The sequence below is a fragment of the Methyloversatilis discipulorum genome (assembly GCF_000527135.1).
Lineage (GTDB): Bacteria > Pseudomonadota > Gammaproteobacteria > Burkholderiales > Rhodocyclaceae > Methyloversatilis > Methyloversatilis discipulorum.
This window is the reverse complement of sequence record NZ_AZUP01000001.1, coordinates 456,991-483,052: the sequence shown is the minus strand read 5'-3', so window position 1 is coordinate 483,052 and position 26,062 is coordinate 456,991. Positions and strand designations below refer to the sequence as shown.

The 26,062-nt window shown below is 66.8% G+C and carries 24 protein-coding genes and 1 tRNA gene; 17 read left to right on the top strand and 8 right to left on the bottom strand.

Translation table 11 applies throughout. The annotated features are described in order from the left end of the window. Positions 1-333 precede the first annotated feature (333 nt). Together METFAM1_RS0102225 and METFAM1_RS0102220 are read left to right on the top strand one after the other, a co-directional pair. Positions 334-765 carry a DUF1841 family protein gene (locus METFAM1_RS0102225; RefSeq protein ID WP_019917889.1) on the top strand — a complete coding sequence of 144 codons (432 nt, stop codon included), beginning with the start codon at positions 334-336 and terminating at the stop codon, positions 763-765. Positions 766-815: 50 nt separating this feature from the next. Next, entirely contained in the window at positions 816-1,673 is an 858-nt protein-coding gene (locus METFAM1_RS0102220; RefSeq protein WP_019917888.1) for a D-hexose-6-phosphate mutarotase, read from the top strand. 62 nt (positions 1,674-1,735) lie between these two features. On the opposite strand, the gene METFAM1_RS0102215 is transcribed toward METFAM1_RS0102220, so the two are convergent. Continuing rightward, the gene (locus METFAM1_RS0102215; protein ID WP_019917887.1) at positions 1,736-3,625 is read right to left on the bottom strand and encodes a propionate--CoA ligase; all 1,890 of its coding nucleotides are present in this window, start codon (positions 3,623-3,625) and stop codon (positions 1,736-1,738) included. 66 nt (positions 3,626-3,691) lie between these two features. After that, positions 3,692-4,876: a GGDEF domain-containing response regulator gene (locus tag METFAM1_RS0102210; protein WP_024300388.1), complete on the bottom strand. Its 1,185-nt coding sequence runs from the start codon at positions 4,874-4,876 to the stop codon at positions 3,692-3,694. Positions 4,877-5,148: 272 nt separating this feature from the next. Here METFAM1_RS0102210 and METFAM1_RS20060 point away from each other — a divergent pair, with 272 nt between their 5' ends. After that, positions 5,149-5,580 (top strand): C40 family peptidase, encoded by a 432-nt coding sequence (locus METFAM1_RS20060; protein ID WP_019917885.1) that lies wholly within the window; start codon positions 5,149-5,151, stop codon positions 5,578-5,580. 16 nt (positions 5,581-5,596) lie between these two features. On the opposite strand, the gene METFAM1_RS0102200 is transcribed toward METFAM1_RS20060, so the two are convergent. Beyond that, the gene (locus METFAM1_RS0102200; protein WP_019917884.1) at positions 5,597-5,914 is read right to left on the bottom strand and encodes a DUF2325 domain-containing protein; all 318 of its coding nucleotides are present in this window, start codon (positions 5,912-5,914) and stop codon (positions 5,597-5,599) included. Between the two features lie 146 nt (positions 5,915-6,060). On the opposite strand from METFAM1_RS0102200, the gene METFAM1_RS0102195 reads away from it, so the two are divergent. The 5 genes from METFAM1_RS0102195 to METFAM1_RS0102175 all read left to right on the top strand — a co-directional run bounded on the left by METFAM1_RS0102195 (position 6,061) and on the right by METFAM1_RS0102175 (position 9,650). Beyond that, positions 6,061-7,089 carry a Fe(3+) ABC transporter substrate-binding protein gene (locus METFAM1_RS0102195; RefSeq protein WP_019917883.1) on the top strand — a complete coding sequence of 343 codons (1,029 nt, stop codon included), beginning with the start codon at positions 6,061-6,063 and terminating at the stop codon, positions 7,087-7,089. 108 nt (positions 7,090-7,197) lie between these two features. Beyond that, complete coding sequence (locus tag METFAM1_RS0102190; RefSeq protein WP_019917882.1) at positions 7,198-7,536, top strand: CidA/LrgA family protein; 339 nt, start codon at positions 7,198-7,200, stop codon at positions 7,534-7,536. Then, complete coding sequence (locus METFAM1_RS0102185) at positions 7,533-8,252, top strand: LrgB family protein (RefSeq protein ID WP_019917880.1); 720 nt, start codon at positions 7,533-7,535, stop codon at positions 8,250-8,252. Before METFAM1_RS0102190 ends, METFAM1_RS0102185 begins: the two co-directional genes overlap by 4 nt. Before the next feature lie 88 nt (positions 8,253-8,340). Further along, positions 8,341-9,024, top strand: a complete 684-nt coding sequence (ribA, locus tag METFAM1_RS0102180) for a GTP cyclohydrolase II (protein WP_019917879.1) — start codon at positions 8,341-8,343, stop codon at positions 9,022-9,024. Continuing rightward, on the top strand, positions 9,024-9,650 hold the full coding sequence (locus tag METFAM1_RS0102175) for an SAM-dependent methyltransferase (protein WP_019917878.1): 627 nt from the start codon (positions 9,024-9,026) through the stop codon (positions 9,648-9,650). Before ribA ends, METFAM1_RS0102175 begins: the two co-directional genes overlap by 1 nt. Positions 9,651-9,662: 12 nt before the next feature. On the opposite strand, the gene METFAM1_RS0102170 is transcribed toward METFAM1_RS0102175, so the two are convergent. Further along, a tRNA-Leu gene (locus METFAM1_RS0102170) sits at positions 9,663-9,747 on the bottom strand. A 45-nt stretch (positions 9,748-9,792) separates the two neighbouring features. On the opposite strand from METFAM1_RS0102170, the gene hpnC reads away from it, so the two are divergent. Genes hpnC through hpnE form a run of 3 tightly spaced genes read left to right on the top strand, consistent with a single transcriptional unit; the run spans position 9,793 to position 12,745 of the window. After that, entirely contained in the window at positions 9,793-10,626 is an 834-nt protein-coding gene (gene hpnC, locus METFAM1_RS0102165; protein ID WP_019917877.1) for a squalene synthase HpnC, read from the top strand. Continuing rightward, positions 10,623-11,456, top strand: coding sequence for a presqualene diphosphate synthase HpnD (hpnD, locus tag METFAM1_RS0102160; protein WP_019917876.1), 834 nt, complete (start codon positions 10,623-10,625; stop codon positions 11,454-11,456). The genes hpnC and hpnD overlap by 4 nt, the downstream gene beginning before the upstream one ends. Then, positions 11,453-12,745 carry a hydroxysqualene dehydroxylase HpnE gene (hpnE, locus tag METFAM1_RS0102155; RefSeq protein WP_024300386.1) on the top strand — a complete coding sequence of 431 codons (1,293 nt, stop codon included), beginning with the start codon at positions 11,453-11,455 and terminating at the stop codon, positions 12,743-12,745. The genes hpnD and hpnE overlap by 4 nt, the downstream gene beginning before the upstream one ends. 46 nt (positions 12,746-12,791) lie before the next feature. Here hpnE and METFAM1_RS0102150 read toward each other — a convergent pair whose 3' ends face one another. Together METFAM1_RS0102150 and METFAM1_RS0102145 are read right to left on the bottom strand one after the other, a co-directional pair. Continuing rightward, on the bottom strand, positions 12,792-13,004 hold the full coding sequence (locus tag METFAM1_RS0102150; RefSeq protein ID WP_024300385.1) for an RNA-binding S4 domain-containing protein: 213 nt from the start codon (positions 13,002-13,004) through the stop codon (positions 12,792-12,794). Positions 13,005-13,012: 8 nt separating this feature from the next. After that, complete coding sequence (locus METFAM1_RS0102145) at positions 13,013-14,179, bottom strand: methionine aminotransferase (protein WP_269745040.1); 1,167 nt, start codon at positions 14,177-14,179, stop codon at positions 13,013-13,015. Positions 14,180-14,245: 66 nt separating this feature from the next. Between METFAM1_RS0102145 and mtnA the strand changes: the two genes are divergently transcribed. The 4 genes from mtnA (at position 14,246) to METFAM1_RS0102125 (ending at position 19,455) form a co-directional block, all read left to right on the top strand. Further along, a complete protein-coding gene (gene mtnA, locus METFAM1_RS0102140; protein WP_019917872.1) occupies positions 14,246-15,286 on the top strand; it encodes an S-methyl-5-thioribose-1-phosphate isomerase in 1,041 nt (346 codons plus the stop codon). A gap of 179 nt (positions 15,287-15,465) precedes the next feature. Beyond that, positions 15,466-16,095, top strand: a complete 630-nt coding sequence (locus METFAM1_RS0102135) for a class II aldolase/adducin family protein (RefSeq protein WP_024300384.1) — start codon at positions 15,466-15,468, stop codon at positions 16,093-16,095. Positions 16,096-16,209: 114 nt separating this feature from the next. Continuing rightward, entirely contained in the window at positions 16,210-18,825 is a 2,616-nt protein-coding gene (locus METFAM1_RS0102130) for a response regulator (RefSeq protein ID WP_019917870.1), read from the top strand. Between the two features lie 45 nt (positions 18,826-18,870). Further along, positions 18,871-19,455, top strand: coding sequence for a rhodanese-like domain-containing protein (locus METFAM1_RS0102125; protein ID WP_019917869.1), 585 nt, complete (start codon positions 18,871-18,873; stop codon positions 19,453-19,455). On the opposite strand, the gene METFAM1_RS0102120 is transcribed toward METFAM1_RS0102125, so the two are convergent. Both METFAM1_RS0102120 and METFAM1_RS0102115 read right to left on the bottom strand, forming a co-directional pair. Beyond that, complete coding sequence (locus METFAM1_RS0102120) at positions 19,456-19,980, bottom strand: cytochrome b (RefSeq protein ID WP_019917868.1); 525 nt, start codon at positions 19,978-19,980, stop codon at positions 19,456-19,458. Positions 19,981-20,120: 140 nt separating this feature from the next. Further along, positions 20,121-22,001, bottom strand: coding sequence for a potassium transporter Kup (locus METFAM1_RS0102115; protein ID WP_019917867.1), 1,881 nt, complete (start codon positions 21,999-22,001; stop codon positions 20,121-20,123). Between the two features lie 122 nt (positions 22,002-22,123). Between METFAM1_RS0102115 and METFAM1_RS0102110 the strand changes: the two genes are divergently transcribed. After that, on the top strand, positions 22,124-22,495 hold the full coding sequence (locus METFAM1_RS0102110; protein ID WP_019917866.1) for a nucleotide pyrophosphohydrolase: 372 nt from the start codon (positions 22,124-22,126) through the stop codon (positions 22,493-22,495). A 97-nt stretch (positions 22,496-22,592) separates the two neighbouring features. Continuing rightward, a complete protein-coding gene (gene mfd / locus METFAM1_RS0102105; RefSeq protein ID WP_024300383.1) occupies positions 22,593-26,024 on the top strand; it encodes a transcription-repair coupling factor in 3,432 nt (1,143 codons plus the stop codon). Positions 26,025-26,062: the final 38 nt, after the last annotated feature.

Here is a 26,062-nt window from a genome sequence, read left to right as displayed (position 1 = left end):
GATTTGCCGCCGAACGGACCTGCCAGCCCGGCAACTGCGCCCAGTGCGGGATGAGCGGACTGAACCGCCCGCGTACCGCACGTTGTACGACCAGCAGGCGGAATTCGCGCCGCGGAGAACCCTCGGACACGCGGGGAAAGAACACTGATGAGCACACTCGGGCCATGCCAGCCTCCTTCAGTCTGCCTCGCGACGACCCCATGCCGACGCGCCGCCGGAAACAGCGACGCTACACGGGACGATCAAGCTGAAGAATAATGCAAATGTACTAATCCGGCGGCAAATCCGTGGCTGTGGTGCAATAGCTGTCCGTATCAGACTGCTTTTCGCACCATGTTCAACCCCTCCCGCGACCAGGCTCGCCAGTTCTTCATCGACACCTGGGCCAAGCGCGGCGGTAACCAGCCGCTGACGCAGATGGAAACGCTGGCACTCACCCTGATGGGCCGCCATCCGGAGTACCACGCGCTGCTCGATCAGGGCGAACGCGCACTGACCCGTGAATACCCGCCGGAGCTGGGCGAAACCAACCCTTTTCTGCACCTGTCGCTGCATCTGGCGATCGAGGAACAGCTGGCCATCGATCAGCCGCCCGGCATACGCGCAGCCTTCGAGGCGCAGCGCGCCAGGTTGGGCGACGAGCACGAAGCGCTGCATCGTGTGCTGGACTGCCTCGGCGAGACCATCTGGCGCGCGCAGCGCGATCGCCAGCCGCCGGACGGCGCCGCCTACGTCGCCTGCGTGCGAGCCGGTCTGGACGACTGACGCACCGCAAGCGCTACCATGTGCGCCCTCTATTCCTGCCGCCGCCCGCAATGACCTCGACCGACGCATCTGTTCACACCATAGACTTTCACGGTCAGCCCGCGCTCGAACTGCGCGCGCCCGACGGCGCCACCTGCGTGGTCAGCCTGTTCGGCGCGCAGGTGCTGTCCTGGGTTCCGGCAGGCGGCAAGGAGAGGCTGTATCTGTCACCGCAGGCGCGCTTCGACGGCCGCAGCGCGCTGCGCGGCGGCATTCCGGTCATCTTTCCGCAGTTCGCCGAGCGTGGACCAGGCCCGCGCCACGGTTTCGCGCGCACCCTCGTCTGGCAGGTCGATCAGACCCGCGTATCGAAGGACTTCGCCATCGCGACGCTGCGCCTGACCGACGACGAAGCAACGCGCGCGGTCTGGCCGCACGCCTTTGCGCTGGAGCTGACCGTGGTGATCGGCGGCAACCGGCTTGACCTCGAACTTTCGGTCGAGAACACGGGTGACACCGCCTTCGACTTTGCCGCCGCGCTGCACAGCTATCTGCGCGTCACCGAAGTCGAGAACTGCCGCCTCGAAGGCCTGCGCAACACGCGTTACCTCGATGCCACCGACGGCGACAAGGCGAAGGACGACCGGCTGGACGCACTCATCGTCGAGGACGAGGTCGATCGCCTGTACCGCCGCGCACCCGACACGGTCGTGCTGCACGACGGCTCCCGCGCCTTCGGTTTCCAGAGCGAAGGCTTCCCGGATCTGGTCGTATGGAATCCGTGGGAACACAAGTGCCGGGCGCTGAACGACATGCCCGACCTCGATTTCCGCCGCATGATCTGCATTGAGCCGGCGATCGCCGAGCGCCCGCAGACGCTGGCGGCTGGCGAACAGTGGAGCGGTCGCCACACCATCGTCGCCGCCTGACGGAAAAGACAACGGAAAGAAAAAGGGCACCCGCAGGTGCCCTTTTTGCGTAACGCCGCGGCTCAGCCCAGCGCCTGGCGCACCTGATCCAGCGTCGTCGGATCGTCCAGCGTGGTCAGATCACCCGGATCGCGCCCTTCCGCAATCGCCTGGATAGAACGGCGCAGCATCTTGCCGGAGCGGGTCTTGGGCAGACCATTGACGAACACGACCCGGCCCGGGCGCGCGATCGCGCCGAGCAGGCCATCCACGGTCTGCATCACTTCCTTCTCCAGCTTGGCGCGGTCTTCCGCAGTTGCGGTCCGGGCCGGGTCCTTCACCACCGCAAAAGCCAGCGGCATCTGACCCTTCAGCTGATCGGCGACGCCGACCACGGCAACCTCGGCAATCGCCGAATGCGCCTGGATGGCCTCCTCGATCTCGCGGGTACCGAGGCGGTGACCGGCCACGTTGATCACGTCATCGGTACGGCCGAGGATCTTGTGATATCCGGCCTCGTCGCGGATGCCCCAGTCGAAGGACGAATAGACCAGCGGCGACTTGAACAGCGAGAAATAGGTGCGCACGAAACGGTCGTCGTCGCCCCAGACGGTGGACAGGCAGCCGGGCGGCAGCGGCGGCACGATGCCGACGATGCCCTTCTCGTTCGGACCGCATTCGCTGCCGTCCTCGCGGAAGATGCGCAGGTCGTAGCCATACACCGGCGCCCCTGGCGAACCGAGCTGGATAGGCGTCTTCTCGACGCCCGGCAACTCGCACAGGATGGGCCAGCCGGTTTCAGTCTGCCAGTAGTTGTCGATGACCGGCTTGTCGAGTGCCGTCATCAGCCATTCGTGCGTCGGCTCGTCCAGCGGTTCGCCAGCGAGGAAGATGTGGCGCAGCGACGACAGGTCGTGCTTCTTCAGGTAGGCGGGGTCCTGCTTCTTCAGCACGCGCGCGGCGGTCGGTGCCGAGAACATGACCGACACCTTGTACTTCTCGACCAGGCTCCACCAGATGCCGGGATCGGGGCGCAGTGGCGTGCCCTCGTACATCAGTGTCGCCATGCCGGCGATCAGCGGACCGTAGATGATGTAGGAGTGACCGACCACCCAGCCGATGTCCGAGGTCGTGAACATCGTTTCGCCCGGGTTGCCGCAGTAGATGTGCTTCATCGACGCGGCCAGCGCCACCGCGTAGCCGCCGGTGTCGCGCTGCACGCCCTTCGGCTTGCCGGTGGTGCCCGAGGTGTAGAGGATGTAGGACGGCTCGCTCGACTCCAGCCAGACGCAGGGCACTTTCGCGTCCATGTGCTGTGCGCGCAACGTCGCGTAATCGACGTCGCGGCCCTCGGTGCGCGGGAAATCCTTCTCCAGCCCGCGATCGACCATGAGCACCTTTTGCGGCGGATACTCGGCCAGCGAGCAGGCTTCGTCCAGCAGATGCTTGTAGGGCACGACCTTGCCGCCGCGCATGCCGGCCTCGGCCGACACGATCACCTTGGGTCGGGCGTCATCGATGCGCGTGGCCAGCGACCCGGAAGCGAAGCCGCCGAACACCACCGAGTGGATGGCGCCGATGCGCGCGCACGCCAGCATGGCGAAAGCGGCCTCGGCAATCATCGGCATGTAGATCAGCACGCGGTCGCCGCGGCCCACGCCGAGCGACTGCAGGATGGCTGCTGTGCGCTCGACCTCGCGCTGCAGTTCGGCAAAAGTGTAGGTCTTCTCGGTGTCGGTCTCGGTCGACACGAAGATCAGCGCCGGCGCGTCGGGACGCTGCGCGGCATGACGGTCGACCGCGTTGTGACACAGATTGGTGGTACCGCCGACGAACCACTTGGCAAACGGCGGACGGGAAAAATCGCAGATCTGCTGCGGCGGCGCCTGCCAGTCGATCAGACCGGCCTGCTCGGCCCAGAACTCATCGCGTTTGGCGATGGAGCGGGCACGGAACTCCTTGCTTGCTGACATTCAACTCCTCCAACCCCGCACCACTGTGAATTGACCTGATTGATCTTGTTATTGTGTTTCGCTTGCTTAGCCTGGCTGCTGCTTGCCGAGGAGCGAAGTATCGGCTTCGGCTGCGTGCTCGCGCAAGCAGTCGAGCGGAATGTTGCAGTCGTACTTGACTCCGATCAATTCGAGCAGCGGCAGCAGCCGATAGATCAGCGCCGGCAGTTGCGGCTCGATTTCGGCCTGTGCGCCCGACTTGATCAACAGCAGCGCACGTTCGATGCTGACGATGCCGGCCGTCCAGGCGAATTTCTGCGGCTCGCCGCCGGTACTGCGCACCGCGTTGCCGCCCTCGCGGTGCGCCAGATCGGCGCGCGCCACCGCCAGGCCCAGCATCTGCGACACCGATTCGGCCTGGTCGGCCAGACTATTGGCGACGCCGATGTTCAGGCTGATGCGCAGCGTCTGGCCGCGATACTGCATAGCCGTCGCACCGATCACGCTGCGCATCCGGTTGGCGAACTGTTCCGCGCTCTGCAGGCTGATGTCCGGCGTGATGATGGCGAACTGGCCGTCGCCGATCTGCGAGAAGGTGTCTTCCTTGCGCACTTTCGTGGCGAGCACCTTGGCCAGCTTGCGCATGATCAGGTCGGTCACGTGGCGACCGAAGTTGCGGGTGATCTCGCCGAAGTTGTCGATGCCGACGATCAGTACGCTGACCTGACCGTGGTAGCGCGCCGCCGCCGACATCAGCTGCGCGCCGTGGATTTCCATGTACTGCGGCGTCGCCATGCCCGAATCCGGGTCGATCGGCGACGCGGCGGCCAGCGCCTCACGGCTATCGGCGAGTTCGCGGGAGGTCTTGCTGAGCCGGCTGGCGGATTCGATGCGCGACAGCAGTTCGACCGTGCCGATGCCCTTGGTGATGAAGTCGGTAGCGCCGAGCGCCCGCGCACGCTCACGCGCGGCGTCGTCCTCATCGCCGGAAATCATGATCACCGGAATGTCGGCGATGCGCTGGATGTGCGAGGCGCGGATGCGTTCGAGCAGGCCGTAGCCATCGAGGTGCGGCATGCTCAGATCGGACAGCACGACCTGGATCGAGTCATCGACCAGCAGCGTCGCCCAGCCGGCTTCGCCGTCGGCCTCCTCGCGACACTCGAAGCGGTCGCGGATGCGCTTGATGATGGACGCGCGCACCATGCGCGAGTCGTCTACGACGAGCACCTTGGCGTGCATCACATCATCGCTGGACGGGGAATCACTCATGGGCCGCGCGTCGGCTGGGATGGTCGGACCCGCGATTGTAGGGGAAGCCGGCGCGCTGTCGCGCAACATGTTGGCGGTGTCGGAAAACTTGGCAGATGGGGGCAGCGTCGGTATATTCCGGCCCCATGCTCCGAATATCCCTTTTCCGGATGTGGTTGTGCGCCGTTTCTGTCTGCGCACTTCTCGCCTCCCCCGCCGTTCGGGCCGAGCCCGCTGCGGCACCGGAAAGCGGCGTATTCACGACGCTCTACGGGCCCTTCTCCGGCGAGCGCGTGATCGAGCACGCCAACGCCGCAGCCGACGCAGTCACCGGGCTGATCGACAACGGCCTGTCGTTGCTCGGCATCCGCTACCGCTTCGGCGGCAACACGCCGCAGAGCGGCTTCGACTGCAGCGGTTTCGTGCGCCACGTTTTTTCCGATGCGCTGGGTGTGCTGCTGCCGCGCACCGCGGTCGAAATGGCACGGGTCGGCGAAACGATTCCGAAGGACGAACTGCAGCCGGGCGACCTGGTGTTCTTCAACACGCTGCGTCGCTCGTTCTCGCACGTCGGCATCTACCTTGGCGACAACAAGTTCATGCACGCCAATTCGCGCGGCGGCGGCGTGCGCGTCGACGACATGACCGGCCGCTACTGGGCCAAGCGCTTCAACGGCGCACGCCGGATCGACGTCGATCAGGGCAGCAGCATTTCGCTGCGCTGATTTCTTACGGTCGGCTTCACTTCGCGCGCGGACACGCCGCGCACTTGACCGCGCCGCACCCTTCCAGCGCTGTTTTCAACGCACACACCGAACGACGGCAGGCCACCACCGGCACGCCGCTGTCGCGTGCCGCGTCACGATAGGCTTTCATCACGTTGTGGCCGAGAAAGTCGGTAAACAGGATCACCACGTCGGTCCCACCGGGCAGGCGCTGGGCCTGCCGCTGGTGCTTGGGATCGCGACCGGTGATGTGATGACGGATCTTCAGGCCGAACTCGGCCAGCACCTCGGGAATGTTGCCGAGGCGATCGGCCCCGACCAGAACAGCGTCCATGCGAACATCCTTTTGAGAACGATTCGCATTCACGGTAGCGCAATTGCGAATGCTTTGCAATTGCGAATTGCTTCTGCTAATTTCCGGCCGCATCGTGACGCACTGATTCGCGCACGAACCTTGCGACCGTATCTCCTGGAGCGACCATGAAATCCCGACTCATCCGCCTCGCAACGGCGCTGACCGCCGCCTTCGCGCTGACCCCGGCGCTTGCGCAGGAAAAGGTGCTGAACCTCTACTCGGCCCGTCACTATCAGACGGACGAAGCGCTGTACTCGAACTTCACGCGCCAGACCGGCATCAAGATCAACCGCATCGAGGGCAAAGAGGACGAACTGGTCGAGCGCATCCGCAACGAAGGCGCCAACAGCCCGGCCGACGTGTTCATCACGGTGGACGCCTCACGCCTGGCCCAGGCTGATGCGCTCGGCCTGTTCGCGCCGGTGAAGTCCGCCGTGCTCGAAGAGCGCATCCCGGCCCACCTGCGTGACCCGGAGAACAACTGGTTCGCATTCTCGACCCGCGCCCGCGTCATCATCTACAACAAGATGAAGCTGAAGTCGGCCGACGTCGCCAACTACGAAGACCTGGCCAAGCCGGCGCTGAAGGGCAAGCTCTGTTCGCGCTCGGGCGCCCATCCGTACAACGTGTCGCTCGGCGCTGCGCTGATCCAGCACTGGGGCGAGGCCAAGACCGAAGAGTGGGCACGCGGCGTGGTCGCCAACTTCGCCCGCGCGCCGAAGGGTGGCGACACCGACCAGATCAAGGCGGTGGCGGTCGGCGAGTGCGACGTGGCCGTGTCGAACACCTACTATCTGGTGCGCCTGCTGCGCTCGGGTAAGGCGGAAGACCGCTCGATGATGGAAAAGGTGGGGGTGGTGTGGCCCAACCAGTCCAGCTTCGGCACCCACATCAACATTTCCGGTGGCGGCATGCTGAAGACGGCGCCGAACAAGGACGCCGCGGTCAAGTTCCTGGAGTACCTCGCCTCGGACGAAGCCCAGGCCTATTTCGCCAACGGCAACAACGAGTGGCCGGTCGTGAAGTCGGCGGTGGTGTCCAACCCCGAACTGAAGTCGCTCGGCAACTTCAAGGCCGACACGCTGAATGTGGGCGAACTGGCGCGCACGACGGCGCAGGCGCAGAAGGTGTTCGACCGCGCCGGCTATCGCTGATCCGGCGAAGTCCACGCTGTCCGCAGGCCCCGGTACCGCAAGGACCGGGGCCTTTTCACATCCGCGGACGCCGTAGAATCCGGTCATGTCTCGCCGCCGGAGGTCGTCATGCTCGCGTCGCTCACCCTGCTGCTGGTGCTGCAGCTGATCGGGGAAGTGCTGGTCCAGTGGCTGGGGCTGCCGGTGCCGGGCCCGGTGGTTGGCATGGCCCTGCTGTTCGCCGCCCTGATGGTCCGCGGCGAAACACCGGCACCGCTGCGCGAAACGGCCAACACCCTGCTGCAGCACCTGTCGCTGCTGTTCGTGCCGGCCGGCGCCGGCATCATGGTGCACGCCGGCCTGCTCACCCGCGAGTGGCTGCCGACATTGACCGCTGTCGTGCTGAGCTGCGCAATCACGCTGCTGGTCACCGCCGCCGTGCTGCGCCTCGGAGCGCGTGGTCGATGAGTGGCGAGTTCCGCGAGCTGTGGGTCTATCTGTCGGCCAGCCCGCTGCTCGGCCTCACGCTGACGCTGCTGGCCTATCAGGCGGCGCATGCGCTCTACCTCAAACTCGGGTCACACCCGCTGGCCAATCCGGTCGCCCTCGCCGTCGCGCTCATCGTCGCGCTGCTCACGCTGACCGGCACGCCCTACGGCGTCTATTTCGACGGTGCCCAGTTCGTGCACTTCCTGCTCGGCCCGGCCACCGTCGCCCTGGCGGTGCCGCTTCATGCGCAGTTGCCGCGACTGAAGCAGCTGTTCGGCCCCTCCATGCTGGCGCTGCTGGCCGGGTCGGTGGTGTCGGTGCTGTCGGTGTGGTGGATCGCGCAGGCACTCGGCGCCGAGCCGCGTACGCTGCTGTCGCTGGCGCCGAAATCGGTCACCACGCCGATCGCCATGGGCATTTCGGAAAAGATAGGCGGCCTGCCCTCGCTGACCGCCATCCTGGTCATCCTGACCGGCATCGTCGGCGCCGTGATCGGCCCCGCCCTGCTCAAGGCCACCGGCACCCGTGACCCGGCGGTGACCGGCTTCGCCATCGGCATGAGCGCGCACGGCATCGGTACCGCGCGCGCCTTTCAGCTCGGCGAGACCGCCGGCGCCTTCTCGGCGCTTGCAATGGGATTGAATGGTGTCGTCACGGCGATTGTCGTGCCACTGATCGCCCGCTGGTTAAGCTGACCGTGCCGCCCAGAGCACAACATGGGCCATACTTACGCCCCTTGGCCTGCCCCTGCACTCGCCTGCAGGCCCCAACACAAAGCAGCACATGAGCACGCAACCCAGTGAAAAGAAGTACCGCGCCATCGGCCACCTGCCGGAAGGCGACACCGCCGGCCGCCACCCGGCCGACGCCACCGCGCACGCGACCGCACCGTCGGACATCGTGTGCCGGCTGCCCACCCGCTGGGCCGACTTCACGCTGCACGGCTACGCCGACCCGAAGACCGGGCTCGAACACGTTGCGCTGACGCTGGGCGACTTCAGCGACGGCGCCCCGGTCATGTTGCGCCTGCACTCCGAATGCCTGACCGGCGACACGCTGTTCAGCCTGCGCTGCGACTGCGGCCCGCAGCTCGAAGCGTCGCTGCGCGCAATCGCTGCCGAAGGCCGCGGCGCGCTGGTCTACCTGCGGCAGGAGGGGCGCGGCATCGGCCTGATCAACAAGATTCGCGCCTACGCGCTGCAAGACAGCGGCGCCGACACGGTGGACGCCAACCGCATGCTGGGTTTCGAGGACGACGCACGCGATTACCGCTACGCCGCGCACATCGTGCGCAGCCTCGGCATCCGTCAGGCCCGCCTGCTCACCAATAACCCGCTGAAAGTGCGGGCGCTGGAGAGCGAGGGCGTCGAAGTGGTCGAGCGCATTCCGCTGCACGCCGGAGCCAACCCGATGAATCACCGCTACCTCGCGACCAAGGCCCAGCGTATGGGCCACATCCAGGACTGATGAGCCACGCCGACGCGCAGGACTTCTGGTCCGACAAGTACCGCGCCGTCGGCGAGGCCTACCTTTTCGGCACCGCGCCGAACCGCTTCCTCGCTGCACAGGCCGGCCTGCTCCGCGCAGGACAGCGGGCGCTCAGCGTAGCCGACGGAGAAGGCCGCAACGCAGTCTGGCTGGCCGAACAGGGGCTGGACGTGACGGCGACCGAACTGTCGCCGGTGGCGCTGGAAAAAGCCGAGGCACTCGCCGCCGCGCGCGGTGTAAGGGTCGATTTCGCACTGGCCGACGCGCTGAACTGGACCTATCCGGACGAAACCTTCGACCTGGTGGTGGCCATCTTCATCCAGTTCGCCGCACCCGACGAACGCGCCCGGCTGTTCGAAAATCTGAAGCGCACGCTGCGCCCGGGCGGTTGCATCGTGCTGCAGGGCTATACGCCGAAGCAGCTCGACTACCGCACCGGCGGGCCATCCGCGGTCGAGAACCTCTATACCGTTGCACTGCTGCGCGAAGCCTTCGGCGACTTCGACATCGAGCGGCTGGACGAATACGAGGACGTGCTCGACGAAGGCTCCGCGCATCGCGGACAGTCGGCACTGGTGGGGATGGTGGCGAGAAAACCCGGCTGAACAAGCGCGGGCTGGTGCCCAGGAGAGGACTCGAACCTCCACGCCTTGCGGCGCTGGAACCTAAATCCAGTGCGTCTACCAATTTCGCCACCTGGGCACGCGGCGCGGATTGTACACCCGCCCCCGGTATACTCGGCGCCCCATGTCGGTCGAACACTACGAAAACTTTCCGGTCGCCTCCCGCCTGATGCCGCCCGCGCTGCGCGAGCCGGTCGCGGCCATCTACTGGTTCGCCCGCAATGCGGACGACATCGCTGACGAGGGCGACGCCGCCCCGGAAGCGCGACTGGCCGCGCTCGAACTATGCCGCGCACAGTTGCGCGTCATCGAACGTGGCGGCGTGCCGGACGACCCGATACACGCCCGGCTGGCCCGCGCCGTCCGCGCCTGGTCACTGCCGCTGCCGCTGTTCCACGACCTGCTCGACGCCTTCGCGCAGGACGTCGTGAAAACCCGCTACGCGAACGACACCGAACTGCGCGACTACTGCCGCCGCTCGGCCGACCCGATCGGACGGCTGCTGCTTTGCCTGTACAAGGTCGATGACGCGGAGAGCCTCGCGCAGTCCGATGCGATCTGCAGCGCGCTGCAGCTGATCAACCACTGGCAGGACGTCGCGATCGACATCGACAAGAATGCCGACGGCCTGCCGCCTGGCCGCATCTACATTCCGCTCGACACAATGGCGCGCTTCGGCGTGACCGAGGCGCATCTGCGCGACGCACGCTGCGACGACGCCTTCCGCGCCATGATGAAACATCTGGTCGATGACGCCCGCGCACTGATGCGCTCCGGCATGCCACTGGCACGCCGCCTGCCCGGCCGACTGGGCTGGGAATTGCGCCTTGTCGTGCAGGGCGGGCTGCGCATTTTGCAGCGCATTGAACAGGTCGATTACGATGTGTTCCGCCGCCGCCCGAAACTGGGCCGAACCGACTGGCCGCTGATAGCCCTCAAGGCCCTCACCTACCGATGACCCCCGACGAATACTGTCAGGACCGCGCCGCCAAGAGCGGCTCGTCCTTCTATTACAGCTTCCTCTTCCTGCCGCCGCCGCGCCGGCGTGCAATCACCGCGTTGTACGCCTTCTGCCGCGAGGTCGACGACGTGGTCGACGAAACCGAGGACGTCGGCATTGCGCGCACCCAGCTGGCCTGGTGGCGTGCGCAGATCGATGCCTGCTTCGACGGCACGCCGGAGCACCCGGTCTGCCTGGCGCTGCTGCCGGCGATACGCGACTACGGTCTGCCGCGCGAACAGCTGCTCGAAATCATCGACGGCATGGAAATGGACCTCGACCAGTCGCGCTATCTCGACTTCAAGGGCCTGCAGCTCTACTGCTACCGCGTCGCCTCGGTGGTCGGCCTGCTCGCCTCACAGATCTTCGGCTCGACCCACCGCGACACGCAGAAGTATGCGCACGACCTGGGCATCGCCTTCCAGCTCACCAACATCATCCGCGACGTCGGCGAGGACGCGCGGCGCGGACGCATCTACCTGCCGGTCGAGGAGCTGCAGCGCTTCAACGTGCGCGCCGCCGACATCCTGAACGCGCGCTACAGCGACGAATTCCGCCAGCTGATGGAGTTCCAGATCGCGCGCGCACGCCAGTACTACGAACAGGCGATGGCCGCGCTGCCCAAGCAGGACCGCGCAGCGCAGCGACCGGGTCTGGTGATGGCGGCGATCTACCGCACGCTGCTCGACGAGATCGAGCGTGACGGCTGCCGCGTGCTCGACCGCCGCATCGCGCTGACGCCGCTGCGCAAGTTGTGGCTGGCGTGGAAAACCTGGCTGAAAAGTTGAGCACAACGGTCGCCATCGTCGGTGGCGGCTGGGCCGGCCTGGCCTGCGCGGTCGACTGCGTGCGCCGCGGTCTGCAGCCGACCGTGTTCGAAGCCGCGCCCCAGGTCGGCGGTCGCGCGCGCACCGTGCGCATGGACGGTCTGCCGCTGGACAACGGCCAGCACATCCTGATCGGCGCCTACAGCGAAACGCTGGCGCTGATGCGCGCGGTTGGCGCCGACCCCGACGCGCTGCTGCAGCGCCTGCCGCTGGCGCTCGAATTCGACGATGGCTTTTCGCTGTGCGCGCACGGCAGCGGACGCGCCAGCATCGCCCTTGCCTTCCTGCGCGCGCATGGCATGAGCTGGCGCGACCGTCTGGCCGCGCTGCGGCTGATGCGGACGATACGCCGTGCGCCGCCGGCCGACGAGACCGTGGCCGCCCTGCTCGTCCGTACCGCACAGACGCCGGGCTCGATCACGCACCTGTGGGCGCCGCTGTGCGTCGCCGCACTGAACACCACGATCGAACAGTCCAGCGCCCGCGTATTCGCGCGCGTGCTGAACGACAGCCTGCTGGGGCCGCCCGGGTCGGCCGACCTGCTGCTGCCGCGTGCCGACCTCGGCAGCCTGCTGCCGGAGCCGGCGCTGTTCTGGCTGCGCGCGCACGGCGCATCGGTGAACACCGGAACGCGCGTACGTACCGTGCGCGCGCAGACCGACGGCTTCGCCATCGACTGCGCCGACGGCAGGCGCCACGCCGACCGCGTCGTGTTCGCCTGCAGCCCGCATCAGCTGCCGGCGCTGCTCGGCGATCTGCCGGACATGGAGGACATCGCGCGACAGGTCGCAGCGCTGGAGTACGAAGCCATCACCACCGTCTATGCCGCCTTCGACGCTCGCACGCGTCTGCCCGCGGCGATGACCGGGTTCGTCGCCGGTGAACCGCACTGGGTGTTCGATCGTGGTCAGCTCGGCGGTCCGCCCGGCCTGCTGGCCGGTGTCGTATCCGCCGCGGGCGGTACGCGGGAAGAGACGGAAGGCACCGTATTGTCCGCGCTGCGCAGCCAGTTCCCCTCGCTGTCCGATCCGCTGTGGGTGCGCACGATCAGCGAACGCCGCGCCACCTTCCGCTGCACGCCGGGGCGCGCCGCGATCGAACAGCCGCGCGACACCCGCATCGCACTCGCCGGCGACTACCTCGTCGCCGACTATCCGGCCACGCTGGAAGCGGCCGTGCGCAGCGGCCTAGCCGCTGCCAGCCGGGTTGCCGGCGCGAGCCGCAAGACGCAAGACTCAAGCGGCAAGTAGAAGCGCGGCCTCTTGCACCTTGAATCTTGCAGCTTGAAGCTGCCGTTCACCGAACGGCAATCCGCACGCCATCGCACTCCACCACCTGACCGGCGCGGATCTTGGCGGTACGACGCGATTCCGGCTGGCCGTCCACCATCGCGCCACCGGCATCGACACGGGCCTTGCCTTCGCCACCGCTGGTGACGACACCGGCAATCTTCAGCAGGTCGCACAGGGCAACGTATTCGCCCCGCAATTCGAAATCGACGTTTTCCATCATCACTTTCAGTAGGCGCACAGGCGCTCGCACGCCTGCTCGATGAGCGCTTCGCTCTTGGCGAAGCAGAAACGGATGAGCTTCGCGTCGAAGCCATCGTGGTGGAAGGCGGACACCGGTATGGTGGCCACGCCGGCTTCGCGCATCAGCCGGCGTACGAACACGGCGTCCGGCTCGTCGCTGATCGCGTCGTAGCGGGCGAGCTGGAAATAGGTGCCGGCGCAGTCCAGCAGTTCGAAGCGCGAGCTGGCCATGCGGGCACGGAAGTCATCGCGCTTCTTCTGGTAGAAGGCGCCGAGGTCGAGATAGCGCGAAGCGTCGGCCATGTAGTCAGCCAGGCCGAGCTGGCAGGGCGTGTTCACGGCGAACACGTTGAACTGGTGCACGCGGCGGAATTCGGCGGTCAGCGACGGCGGCGCGCAGACGAAGCCGACCTTCCAGCCAGTCACATGGAAGGTCTTGCCGAAGCTGGACACCAGCAGAGTGCGCGCCGCCAGTTCCGGCACGCGGCAGGCGCTGGCGTGTTCGCGGCCGTCGAACATGATGTGTTCGTACACCTCGTCCGAAATGACCAGGATGTCACGATCGTCGCACAGCGCGGCCAGCCGGCGCTGGTCGTCGAGCGACCAGGCGGCGCCGGTCGGGTTGTGCGGCGTGTTGGTGATGATGAGCCGGGTGCGCGGCGTGATCGCGCGTGCGACTGTGTCCCAGTTCGGCAGGAAGTGCGGCGCCTCCAGCCGGACAAATACCGGCGTCGCACCCGCCAGCCGGATGCCCGGCAGATAGCTGTCGAAGGCCGGCTCGAAAATGATCACCTCGTCGCCCGGCCCGGCCAGCGCGGTGATCGCGGTGTAGACGGCCTGAGTGGCTCCGGCGGTGATGGTGATTTCGGTCTCCGGGTCGTACTGCGCGCCATACACCGCGGCCATCTTGGCGGATACCGCTGCGCGCAGCGCCGGCTGGCCGGCCATCGGCGAATACTGGTTGTGGCCGGCGTGCATGTGCCGCGCCACCGCGTCGAACAGTTCCGGCCCGGCAGTGAAGTCGGGAAAGCCCTGCGACAGGTTCAGCGCGCCCAGTTCGGCGGCTTCGCGCGAAATGACGGTGAATATCGTGGTGCCCACGTCGGGCAGCTTGGACGGCACGTGGCCGCTGTAATCCTGCATGGCAGACATCGCTCTGGCTTGGAGGGCGGATTATGCTTCAGGCCCCGACGCAATACGGTACGCCCGCCCCGCTCCATGACCGACACCCCCAGTCCGCTGCGCATCGACAACGATGTGCTCCACATCCTCGACCAGACCCGCCTGCCCTTCGCCGAACACGAATTGCGCCTCGACACCGCCGCAAAGGCGGCCCACGCGATCGCCTCGATGCAGGTGCGCGGCGCGCCGCTGATCGGTGCCGTCGGTGCCTTCGGTCTGGCGCTGGCGCTGCGCGAGGCGGCAGACGACGCGGCGCTAGACGCCGCGCAGCGCATGCTCGCCGCGACCCGGCCGACCGCGGTCAACCTGGCCTGGGCGCTCGATCGTGTCGCCCGCGCAGTGCGGTCGTTCGCGCCGTCCGCGCGCGCCGAAGCAGCCTGGCGCGAGGCGCTGGCGATCTGCGACGAGGACCGCGCCGCCAACCGCGCGATCGGCGAGCACACGCTGGCGCTGATCCGCGCGCTGCCCGCATCCGGTCGCATCAATCTGATGACCCACTGCAACGCCGGCTGGCTGGCCACCACCGGCTGGGGCACCGCGCTGTCCGGCATCTATCTCGCGCAGCAGGCGGGGCTGGACATCCACGTGTGGGTGTCGGAAACGCGGCCGCGTAACCAGGGCCTGCTGACCGCCTGGGAACTGGCGCGCGCCGGCGTGCCGCACACGGTGATCGCCGACAACGCGGCCGGACAGCTGATGCGTGAAGGGCGCGTCGACGCGGTGGTGATCGGCGCCGACCGCATCGCGGCGAATGGCGACACCGCGAACAAGGTGGGCAGCTATCTGAAGGCGCTGGCCGCACGCGCGCACGCGCTGCCGTTCTGGGTCGCCGCGCCGTGGTCGACCATAGACCTGGCCTGCGTCGACGGCGACGCGATTCCGATCGAGGAGCGCAGCGGCGACGAGGTGCGCGTGGTGCGCGGCGCCGAGGGTGGCGTCACGGTGCTCGACGCCAGCCGCGCTGTCGCCAATCCGGCCTTCGACGTGACGCCTGCGGCACTGCTCACCGCCATCGTGACCGAGCGCGGCCCGATCGACTGTGCGGCCGGGCAAACCCCGAAACAGTTCGCGACCTGACTTCATCCACAGAAGTTAATGTTGTTTCGAGAAAAATAGAACCCTTATCCGCAAAGGGTTTCCGGCCGACGATAGGGCGAAACCACTGACGGATCGTCAACGTTTAACGTGGACACGCTTGTAATCCGTGGCGCGTTGGGGATAATCGGCGGCACTCCACAATACAGGGGCACACCCTGATGACTGAGGTCAGCGGCGCCGACGTGCATTCTGCGGCTCGCCGGTTGGAAGCGTGCGGACTGAACCGCGGTGCGGCTGGCAATGTCAGTGCGCGCCGCGGCACCGCATTCCTGATCACACCGAGCGGACTCGAACCGGATGCGTGCACGCCGGACGACATGGTTCTGGTCGACCAGGACGGCGGTTTCGCAGGCAGGCTCAAGCCCTCCTCGGAATGGCGCATCCATCGCGACATCTATCAGGCCCGGCCCGAAGCCGGTGCAGTCGTGCACACGCATGCCCCCTTCGCCACCGCGCTCGCCTGCGTCGGTGCAGACATTCCGTCCTTCCATTACATGATTGCGCGCTTCGGTGGCGCCACCGTGCGCTGCGCGCGCTACGCCACCTTCGGCGAACAGGCGCTGTCCGACGCGGTGATCGAAGCACTGGACGGCCGCTGCGCCTGCCTGATGGCCAATCACGGCATGCTGGTGTTCGGCCGCGATGTGCCGCAGGCGGTGGCGCTGGCGGTCGAGTTCGAAACCCTGTGCGAACAGTATTGGCGGGCGCTGCAGATCGGCACGCCGCGGCTGATCGACGACGCGGAGATGGCGCGCGTGCTGGTCAAGTTCGGGAGCTACGGCCAGTGAGCCGGGCGCGCCGCCACGGCCGGCCGGTTAAAGAAACCGTGCCCACAGTCGTGAACCGGAAATACTCCTTTTCATTGGGCCTCATGGCCGACTGCCCTGCGAGCTGAGCCGGTCATGCCTACCACTCTTCTGTCACACGGCACCACACCGCGCAATGAAGCCACTGAACGCCAGGTCGAGGCGGAGCTGGTGGCGCTCGCCTATCGCCTGACACCCTTCACGCTGCTGATGGCCATCGTGCTGGCCAGCCTGATCTGGGGCGTGCTGCACAACATCGTCGATCCGCGCGCACTCAGCATCTGGCTGGTGGCGATGGTGGTCGTGAACGTCGGCCGCTACGGCCTCATCCTGGCCTGGCGCCACGTGTCGCCGGGCATCAACGAAACGCTGATCTGGAAGTGGCTGTTCATGCTCGGCGTGCTCGTCGCCGGCTCGGCCTGGGGATCGCTCGGCGTGTTCCTGATGCCGCCGCCGGGACATCCCTACGAAATGGTGGTGCCGCTGTGCCTGGTGGCCGTTTCCGCGGTCGGGCTGTTCTCGCTGACCGGCATGTGGAAGGCCTATCTGTGCATGGCGCTGCCCACACTGCTCCCCACCGCCTATTTCTATCTGCGCTCGCCCGAACCCGAACGCGAAGTGCTGGGCGGCTTCATCCTGCTGTTCCTGATGATCGCCGTGGTCAATGCACGTCGCTTCCAGCGCAATACGGCGGAGTTCATACGGCTGCGCCTGCACCACGCCAAGGTGGCGCAGGAGAACGAGGAGGCGAAGGAGAACGCCGAACAGGCCAACCAGGCGAAGAGCCAGTTCCTGGCGAACATGAGCCACGAAATCCGCACACCGATGAATGGCGTGCTGGGCATGGCGCAGCTGCTGCTGCGCAGCGAACTGAACGGCGAGCAGCGGCGCTACCTCGAAACGCTGTACCGCTCCGGCGAAAACCTGCTCGATCTGCTGAACGACATCCTCGACCTGTCGAAGATCGAAGCCGGCCGCTTCGATCTCGTGCGCAGCGAATTCGACCCGCGGCGCACGCTGCGCGAAGTGACCGAGCTACTCGGCGCGCAGGCACGCGAAAAGAACCTGACGCTGGCACTCGACGTCGACGACGCGGTGCCCGGGCGGATCGAGGGCGACCCCGGTCGCCTGCGCCAGATCGCCGTCAACCTGATCGGCAACGCCATCAAGTTCACCGACCACGGCGGCGTGTTCGTCACGCTGCGCGCGCACTCGATGGACGACGACCTGATGCTGCACGACCGCCCGACCAGCGGTTCGGTGCGCATGGTCATGTCGGTGCGCGATACCGGCATCGGCATCGCCCACGACGACCAGGCACGCATCTTCGACGCCTTCGCCCAGGCCGACAACACCGCCTCGCGCCGCTTCGGCGGCACCGGCCTCGGTCTGGCGATTTCGCGCCAGCTGGCCGAAATGCTCGGCGGCTCGGTCACGCTGCGCAGCGCCCAGGGCATAGGCTCCACCTTCACGCTGTCGCTGCCGTGCAAGGTGGTATCGACCGGCATCGAGGAAGCGCAGAACAGCCTGTCGCTGCCCACCTTGCCGCGCCTGTCCGGCAGCGTGCTGCTGGTCGAGGACAGCCCGGTCAATGCCGAAGTCGCGTCCCACATGCTGGAGGCCTTCGGTCTGCGCTGCACGCTGGCGCGCGACGGTCGCCAGGCGCTGCAGGAGCTTGAGCACGCCCGCTTCGACCTCGTGCTGATGGACTGCCAGATGCCCGGCATGGACGGCTTCGAGGCCTGCGAACGCATCCGCGACCGCGAACGCCTGGTCGGCCTGCCGGCCACGCCGCTGATCGCGCTGACCGCCGGCGCCAACGACGGCGACCGCGAGAACTGCATCGCCGCCGGCATGGACGACTACCTGGCCAAGCCCTTCCGCGAGGACGACCTGTACGCCATCGTGCGCAAGTGGCTGCCGGACAATGCCGTGTCCGGTACGCAGTCGATCTCGATCGACGCGATCAACCAGCAGGACCGCGCCCGCTTCGCCGCGCTGTACGAGAAGGAGTCGCAGCGCAACGTGCTGGCCATGCAGGAAGCGCTGCGCGAGCGCGACGAGAACACGCTGCGCCGCGCCGCCCACACACTGAAGTCGCTGGCCGTGCATGCGCAGGCCTTCGACCTGCACGACACGATGCGTCGCCTCGAAGCGGCCGCGCTGGAAAAGGACTGGGCACTGGCCACCACGCTGGTGCCGATCGCCAGCCGCATGCAGCTCGAGTCAGCGCGCCGCGTACTCGAATGCAGTCTGGACAGCGAAGGCGCGCAGGGCGCACTGCCGGACGCGCTGGACATCCTGATCGTCGACGACGACGAGGCGGAACGCTTCCTGATGCGTCGCTCGCTCGAAGGCGCCGGCTGCACGCACATCCGCGAGGCGGAGAGCGGCGAGCAGGCGCTGTTGATGGTGGGCCAGCAATGCCCGCACGTGCTGCTGCTCGACGGCCTGATGCAGGGCATGGACGGCGTCGCCACCTGCAAGGCGCTGCGCGAACACTACAGCGCCGACAAGCTGGTCATCGTGATGCTGTCCGGCATCGAGGACCCGGCCTGGCAGCGCGCCGCGATGGACGCCGGGGCGAGCTGCTTTGTCGCCAAATCGGTGTCGCGCGACAAGCTGATGGACACGCTGACCGCGCGTCTGGCAGAACTCGACCGCCCGCTACGCAGTCGACTGCGTGGCAAGCCGCGCCTCAGCGTGGCCTGATCGTCGCCCCGTCCTGCGCGGCGATCCACCGCAAAGGAGTCCTCGATGCGATCAATCTTCCTTGCACTCGCGCTGTGCGCATGCAGCAGCGCCTACGCCATCGATCCCGCCGCCGTGCCGCCGGACAAGCGCACGGTGCTGGACCGCTATCTGACCTCGGCCGAGGCGCACCGCATGCTGAGCGACAACCCCGGCGGCACGCTCTTCCTCGACGTGCGCACCCAGGCCGAGGTGAGCTATGTCGGCGTACCGGCAGGCATGGATGCCAACGTGCCCTTCATGCTGGTCGACTTCGACCACTTCGACACCAAGTCGCGCCGCTTCACGCTGCACAAGAACCCTGAATTCATCCGCTCGGTCGAGCAGCGCCTGCAAGCGAAGGGACTGGACCGCAACGCCGACATCGTGCTTATCTGCCGCTCCGGCGACCGCACGGCGCGCGCAGTCAATGCGCTGGCCGCGGCCGGTTTCACCCGCGTATGGACGGTGATCGACGGTTTCGAGGGCGACACCGCGGACAGCGGTGCCGAGCGCGGCAAGCGCACCGTCAATGGCTGGAAGAATGCGGGCCTGCCGTGGAGCTACGCGCTCGACCCGGCACAGGTCTGGCTGCCGGCCGGCGCGCGCTGATCAGCGCCCGGGCAGCATGCGCGACAGCAGCCCGTCGCGATCGATGAAGTGATGCTTCAGCGCGGCCACCACGTGGCCCGCCACCACCAGCATGAAGAACCAGTTCAGCAGCCGGTGCGTCAGCAGCAGCGCCTCGCCCAGCGCCTCGTCCTTGGACAGCAGATCGGGCAGCGGCAGCACGCCGAACCAGACGGTCTGGAAGCCCTTGGCCGAACTCATCAGCCAGCCGGACAGCGGCACGATCACCATCAGCAGATAGAGCAGATGATGGCCGGCCTTGGCCGCCGTCACCTGCCAGGCCGGTATGCCGGCCGGCAGTGCGGGCGGCCGGTGCGTGATGCGCCAGGCGAGGCGCGCGAGCACCAGCAGGAACACGGTGACGCCGGCCCACTTGTGATACGAGTAGAACTTCAGCTTCTGCGGCGACAACGGCAGTTCGACCATGTAGAGGCCGAATGCAAACATGCCGAACAGCATCAGCGCGATCAGCCAGTGCAGCGACATCGCGGTGCGGGTGTAGCGCATCGTTGTTTTCCTGTGCGAGGGGTGAAGCAGGCTGGAGGCGCGTCGGCCTCCGCGAGGTTCGGCATTGTCGGTGCGTCGCAGTTCCGGCGGAAGCCCCGGCCGGTGCGGCCGGGAAAATTGCCCGCGGCCACGCCAGCCGTTCAGAGACTGATCTGCGTCCCCAACTCGACCACCTGATTGGGTGGCAGGTGGAAGTAGTTCGCCGGCCCTTCCGACTGCCGCATCATCCAGCCGAACAGCGCACGCCGCCACGACTGCAGGTCGTCGCCCTGCCCTTCGACCACAGTCGCCCGCGCGACGAAATAGGTGGTGCTCATCGGCTCCAGTTCGAGGCCCAGATCGGCCAGCGCAGCGAGCGCCTTCGGAATGTCCGGTTCCTCGCGAAAGCCGTAGCGCGCCTCCACCGTGTAGTGCTCGCCACCGAGCTTGTGCACTTCGATGCGGTCGATGTCGGGCACGCGCGGCACGTCCTCGATCATCACGTGCAGGAAGAACACGCGCTCGTGCAGCACCTTGAAGTGCTTCAGATTGTGGAACAGCGCACTGGGCACGGTTTCGGTATCGGACGTGAGGTAGATCGCCGTACCCGGCACGCGCGGCACGTCCAGCGGCGGTCCGCCGATGAAGTCGGCCATCGGGATGTTGATGCGCCGGCGTTCGCGGGTGATCAGCGCGGTGCCCCGCTTCCACGTCGTGAGCATCGTGAACAGCGCACCGCCGAGCAGCATGGGCAGCCAGCCGCCGGCCATGAACTTGGTCAGGTTGGAGGCGAAGAACAGCATCTCGACCAGCAGGAAGACGCCAAGCACGGCGAGCAGCAGGGTCTTCAGGCGACGCTGCGACATGGTCGTGATGAACAGCATCAGCAGCGTCGTGATGATCATGACGCCGGACACGGCAATGCCGTAGGCCGCCGCCAGCTCGCTCGACGTATCGAACTCGAGCACCAGCACGACCACCACGACCAGCATCATCCAGTTCACTGCCGGGATGTAGACCTGCCCGCGCTCGGTGTCCGAGGTATGCAGCTGGCGCAGGCGCGGCAGGTAACCGAGGCGGGTCGCCTGGGCAGTGATCGAGAAGGCGCCGGAGATGGTCGCCTGCGACGCGATCACGGTGGCCATCGTCGCCAGACCAACCAGCGGCAGCCGCCAGCCCTCGGGCGCCAGCATGAAGAAAGGATTGCTGACCGCCTCCGACGCCCGCAGCACCAGTGCGCCCTGACCGAAGTAGTTGATCAGCAGCGCCGGCGACACGATGAAGTTCCAGGCCAGACGGACCGGGCGCCGGCCGAAATGACCCATATCGGCATACAGCGCCTCGCCGCCGGTCAGCGCAAGGAAGACCGCACCGAGCAGCAGGAAGGCCTGCCCCGGCTTGTCGATCGCGAACGAGACGGCGTAGGCCGGATTCAGCGCACGCAACACCTCGGGCGTCTGCGCGATGCTCGATGCACCCAGCAGCGCCAGCACGGCGAACCAGACGATGGTGATCGGCCCGAAAAAACGCCCGACGACAGCCGTACCGGTGCGCTGCACACAGAACAGCAGGACCAGGATGACGATGGTGATCGGTTCGATCCAGTGCTCCAGGGTGGGCGTCACCACGGCAATGCCCTCGACCGCCGACAGCACCGAAATGGCCGGCGTGATCACTGCGTCACCATAGAACATCGCGGCGGCGAACACGCCAGCCGCGGTGACCGCTGCAACGCGGCGACGTACGCCGGTGCGCGCCGAACGCTGCGCCAGCGAAGCCAGCGCCAGCGCGCCGCCTTCGCCCTCGTTGTCGAAGCGCAGCACGATGAACACGTACTTGAACGAAATGATCAGCGTGACCGCCCAGAACAGCGCCGACAGCGTGGCCAGCACATTGGCCTCCGACAGCGGCAGTCCGTGTGATCCGGCGAAGGCTTCCTTGAAGGCGTAGAGCGGGCTGGTACCGATGTCGCCGAACACCACGCCGAGTGCGGCAAGCATCAGCGGCGCAAGGGCTTTCGGCTCTTGATTGGCCTGGGTCATCAGGGATACAGGTTGGAAGACGCGTCGATACTGCGCCGCACCATTTGCAAGATCAAGTCTTGACGGCGACGCAAGAATGGAGTTTTGCAACAATCACACACCTTCGTTACTTCGATCACGCCATGCCGTCGCACACCGACACCACCGACCTGTCCGCCTTGCGCGACCTGATCCGCCAGTTCGTCGATGAACGCGATTGGGCGCAGTTCCATACGCCGAAGAATCTGGCGATGGCGATGAGCATCGAAGCCGCGGAGGTGATGGAGCACTTCCAGTGGCTGCCCACCGGCCGCGAACTGGCCGACGACAAGCGCACCGCGGTCGGCCACGAACTGGCCGACGTGCTGGTCTATCTGGTGCGTCTGGCCGACGTGCTGGACATCGACCTGCCGGCCGCGGTGACCGACAAGATGGCGCTCAACCGTCAGAAGTACCCGGCCGACCGGGTGCGCGGCGACGCGCGCAAGTACGACGAGTACCCCGATCGCGAATGAAGCGGGCGAGGCGGCGCAACCGGTTTCCGGGATAATCGCGCCTCTGCCGTCACCGGTGGCGCCCGAACGTTCGGGCGCCCCACCGCTCTACCCGCACATGACTTCATCGCCCTCCCTGCTGTCCCGTCTTCCCCGCCCGCGCGCCGGTGGTCGCACCGACTGGCCGAAGCTGCCGGGCGGTGCCCAGGCGCTCGCGCTGTCCGAACTGGCGCGCGAACTGGGCGCCCCGCTGGTGATCGTGGCGGCGCGCCCGATGGACGCCCAGCGCCTGCTCGACGAATTGCGCTGGTTCGCGCCGGCCCTGCGTTCATTCCAGCTGCCGGACTGGGAAACCCTGCCCTACGACCAATTTTCGCCGCACGCCGATCTGGTGTCCGAGCGGCTGGAAACGCTGTACGCACTGATGCGCGGCGATCTGGACGTGCTGGTGGTACCGGCATCAACCGCGCTCTACCGTCTCGCGCCGCGCGAATACCTGGCCGCTCACACCTTCTTCGTCAAGCAGGGTGCGAAGCTGGACGTCGAGGGCCTGCGCCTGCAGCTCACGGTGGCCGGCTACAGCGCGGTCACCCAGGTGGTAGCGCCGGGCGAGTACAGCGTGCGCGGCGGCCTGGTCGACCTCTACCCGACCGGCTCCGCCCTGCCCTACCGCATCGACCTGTTCGACGACGAGGTCGAAAGCATCCGCACCTTCGACGTCGACACCCAGCGCACCGTATTCCCGACGCAGGAAATACGGCTGCTGCCGGCGCGCGAATTCCCGATGGACGACAAGGCGCGTGCCGCCTTCAGGTCGCGCTTCCGCGAAACCTTCGAAGGCGATCCGTCGAAATCGGTCATCTACAAGGACGTGTCCAACGGCGTGCCCAGCGCCGGCATCGAGTACTACATCCCGCTGTTCTTCGAGCGCACCGACACGCTGTTCGATTACCTGCCGGCCAACGCGGTGGTGGCGCTCGACTACGAGGTCAATGACGCCATCGCCGACTTCTGGCGCGACACGAAAAGCCGCTTCGACCTGATGAAGGGCGAGCGCGCGCGACCGATGCTGCCGCCGCCGGATCTGTTCCTGTCGGAAGAACAGTTCCACGTGTCGCTGGCCAATCGCCCCATCGTGCGTCTGGGCCGCGGCGACGAAGTGGCCGCTGTCACGCCGCTGCCCGACCTTGCTGTCGAGCGCAAATCGGACGACCCGCTGTTCCGGCTGCGCGCGCTGGTCGCCGCGCAGCGCGTGCTGGTGGTGGCCGAATCGGCCGGCCGGCGCGAAACGCTGACCGACTACTTCACCGAATACGGCCTGACCAACGCCGCCTGCGACAGCTTCGACGCGGCGCTGGCGAGCGAGGCACGCCTGCTGATCGCCACCGGCCCGCTGGCCGAAGGCTTCGCGCTGACCTCGCCATCGATTGCGCTGGTCACCGAAAGCGAGCTCTACCCGTCGCAGGCCCGCGCGCGCAGCAAGCGCGACGGCCGCAAGGTGACCGCCGAGAACTTCCTGCGCGATCTCACCGAACTGAAGGTGGGCGACCCGGTGGTTCATCTGCAGCACGGCATCGGTCGCTACATCGGCCTGATGCACATGGACCTCGGCGAGGGCGAGACCGAGTTCCTGCATCTGGAGTACGCAGACGGCGACAAGCTCTACGTGCCGGTGTCGCAGCTGCACCAGATCAGCCGCTACAGCGGTGCGCCCGGCGACCAGATCACGCTGCACAAGCTCGGCTCCGGCCAGTGGGAAAAGGCGAAGAAGAAGGCGGCCGCCCAGGTGCGCGACACCGCCGCCGAACTGCTCGCGCTGTACGCGCAGCGCTCGGCGCGCAAGGGCCACACCTTCGGCTTCAGGCAGCACGACATGGACGCCTTTGCCGAAGGTTTCGGTTTCGAGGAAACGCCGGACCAGCTCAACGCGATCAGCGCGGTGGTGGGCGACATGACCTCCGGCCGGCCGATGGACCGACTCGTATGCGGCGACGTCGGCTTCGGCAAGACGGAGGTCGCGCTGCGCGCCGCCTTCGTCGCGGTGGCCGACGGCAAGCAGGTCGCCGTGCTGGCGCCGACCACGCTGCTGGCCGAACAGCATTACCAGACCTTCTCCGACCGCTTCGCCCAGGTGGCGCACGAGTGGCCGGCGCGCATCGCCGAGATTTCGCGCTTCAAGAGCGCGAAGGAACAGACGCAGGCGCTGAAGGAGGCGGCCGAAGGCAAGATCGACGTGCTGATCGGCACCCACCGCCTGCTGCAGAAGGACGTGAAGTTCGCCCGCCTGGGCCTCGTGATCATCGACGAGGAACACCGCTTCGGCGTGCGCCAGAAGGAGGCGCTGAAGGCGCTGCGCGCGGAGGTGGACGTGCTCACGCTGACCGCGACGCCGATTCCGCGCACGCTGGCCATGTCGCTCGAAGGCATCCGCGACTTCTCGGTCATCGCCACCGCGCCGCAGAAGCGGCTGGCGATCAAGACCTTCGTCAGCCCGTGGTCGCGCGGGCTGATCCGCGAAGCAGTGCTGCGCGAATTCAAGCGTGGCGGCCAGGTGTACTTCCTGCACAACGAGGTCGACACCATCGAGGAAATGAAGACGCGGCTGGCCGACCTGCTGCCGGAGGCGCGCATCGTGGTCGGCCACGGCCAGCTGCCGGAGCGCGAACTGGAGCGCGTGATGCGCGAGTTCACGCAGCGGAAGCACAATGTGCTGCTGTGTACCACCATCATCGAAACCGGCATCGACAACCCGAACGCCAACACCATCATCATCAACCGCGCCGACCGCTTCGGTCTGGCCCAGCTGCACCAGCTGCGCGGCCGCGTCGGCCGCAGCCATCACCAGGCTTACGCCTACCTGCTGACCGACGCGCACGCCAAGCCGACCGAACAGGGCCGCCGTCGCCTCGAAGCGATCCAGATGATGGAAGAGCTGGGCTCCGGCTTCTTCCTTGCCATGCACGACCTGGAAATCCGCGGCGCCGGCGAAGTGCTGGGCGACTCGCAATCCGGCGAAATGCAGGAAGTAGGTTTCAACCTCTACACCGAAATGCTGAAGAGCGCGGTGAAGGCGCTGCAGAAGGGCGAGGAAGCCGATCTGACGCAGCCGCTGGACATCGTGTCGGAAATCAACCTGCACACGCCCGCCCTGCTGCCGACCAAGTACTGCCCCGACGTGCATGAGCGGCTCACGCTGTACAAGCGACTGGCCAACTGCGAAACCGACGACGAACTGGGCGGCCTGCGCGAGGAACTGGTGGACCGCTTCGGCCCGATGCCCGACCAGACCCGCGCACTGCTCGAAACGCACCGCCTGCGCATCGCCGCAAAGCCGCTGGGCATCACCAAGATCGACGCGCACGAAACGCTGATCCTGATCACCTTCTGCCCCAACCCGCCGATCGAGCCGATACGCATCATCCAGCTGGTGCAGAAGGACCGGAACTTCAAGCTGGCCGGACAGGACAGACTGTCGTGGAAGCGATCCAGCCCCGACCTCGACAGCCGGGTCGGTGCCGTGCGCGAACTGATGAAGAAGCTGAGCGGCTGATCGCCGCACCGGGCGCAATGCAATGTACCGGTGTGGCG

Bases quoted from the DNA above. Each gene is read 5' to 3' on its own strand.
- mtnA (WP_019917872.1), top strand. From the start codon at position 14,246: ATGACCGACACCCCCAGTCCGCTGCGCATCGACAACGATGTGCTCCAC.
- METFAM1_RS0102150 (WP_024300385.1), bottom strand. From the start codon at position 13,004: ATGGAAAACGTCGATTTCGAATTGCGGGGCGAATACGTTGCCCTGTGC.
- METFAM1_RS0102110 (WP_019917866.1), top strand. From the start codon at position 22,124: ATGCCGTCGCACACCGACACCACCGACCTGTCCGCCTTGCGCGACCTG.
- mfd (WP_024300383.1), top strand. From the start codon at position 22,593: ATGACTTCATCGCCCTCCCTGCTGTCCCGTCTTCCCCGCCCGCGCGCC.
- ribA (WP_019917879.1), top strand. From the start codon at position 8,341: ATGAGCACGCAACCCAGTGAAAAGAAGTACCGCGCCATCGGCCACCTG.
- METFAM1_RS0102175 (WP_019917878.1), top strand. From the start codon at position 9,024: ATGAGCCACGCCGACGCGCAGGACTTCTGGTCCGACAAGTACCGCGCC.
- METFAM1_RS0102225 (WP_019917889.1), top strand. From the start codon at position 334: ATGTTCAACCCCTCCCGCGACCAGGCTCGCCAGTTCTTCATCGACACC.
- METFAM1_RS0102185 (WP_019917880.1), top strand. From the start codon at position 7,533: ATGAGTGGCGAGTTCCGCGAGCTGTGGGTCTATCTGTCGGCCAGCCCG.
- METFAM1_RS0102190 (WP_019917882.1), top strand. From the start codon at position 7,198: ATGCTCGCGTCGCTCACCCTGCTGCTGGTGCTGCAGCTGATCGGGGAA.
- METFAM1_RS0102115 (WP_019917867.1), bottom strand. From the start codon at position 22,001: ATGACCCAGGCCAATCAAGAGCCGAAAGCCCTTGCGCCGCTGATGCTT.
- METFAM1_RS0102125 (WP_019917869.1), top strand. From the start codon at position 18,871: ATGCGATCAATCTTCCTTGCACTCGCGCTGTGCGCATGCAGCAGCGCC.
- METFAM1_RS0102200 (WP_019917884.1), bottom strand. From the start codon at position 5,914: ATGGACGCTGTTCTGGTCGGGGCCGATCGCCTCGGCAACATTCCCGAG.
- METFAM1_RS0102195 (WP_019917883.1), top strand. From the start codon at position 6,061: ATGAAATCCCGACTCATCCGCCTCGCAACGGCGCTGACCGCCGCCTTC.
- METFAM1_RS0102145 (WP_269745040.1), bottom strand. From the start codon at position 14,179: ATGTCTGCCATGCAGGATTACAGCGGCCACGTGCCGTCCAAGCTGCCC.
- METFAM1_RS0102210 (WP_024300388.1), bottom strand. From the start codon at position 4,876: ATGAGTGATTCCCCGTCCAGCGATGATGTGATGCACGCCAAGGTGCTC.
- METFAM1_RS0102130 (WP_019917870.1), top strand. From the start codon at position 16,210: ATGCCTACCACTCTTCTGTCACACGGCACCACACCGCGCAATGAAGCC.
- hpnC (WP_019917877.1), top strand. From the start codon at position 9,793: ATGTCGGTCGAACACTACGAAAACTTTCCGGTCGCCTCCCGCCTGATG.
- METFAM1_RS0102120 (WP_019917868.1), bottom strand. From the start codon at position 19,980: ATGCGCTACACCCGCACCGCGATGTCGCTGCACTGGCTGATCGCGCTG.
- METFAM1_RS0102215 (WP_019917887.1), bottom strand. From the start codon at position 3,625: ATGTCAGCAAGCAAGGAGTTCCGTGCCCGCTCCATCGCCAAACGCGAT.
- METFAM1_RS0102135 (WP_024300384.1), top strand. From the start codon at position 15,466: ATGACTGAGGTCAGCGGCGCCGACGTGCATTCTGCGGCTCGCCGGTTG.
- METFAM1_RS0102220 (WP_019917888.1), top strand. From the start codon at position 816: ATGACCTCGACCGACGCATCTGTTCACACCATAGACTTTCACGGTCAG.
- hpnD (WP_019917876.1), top strand. From the start codon at position 10,623: ATGACCCCCGACGAATACTGTCAGGACCGCGCCGCCAAGAGCGGCTCG.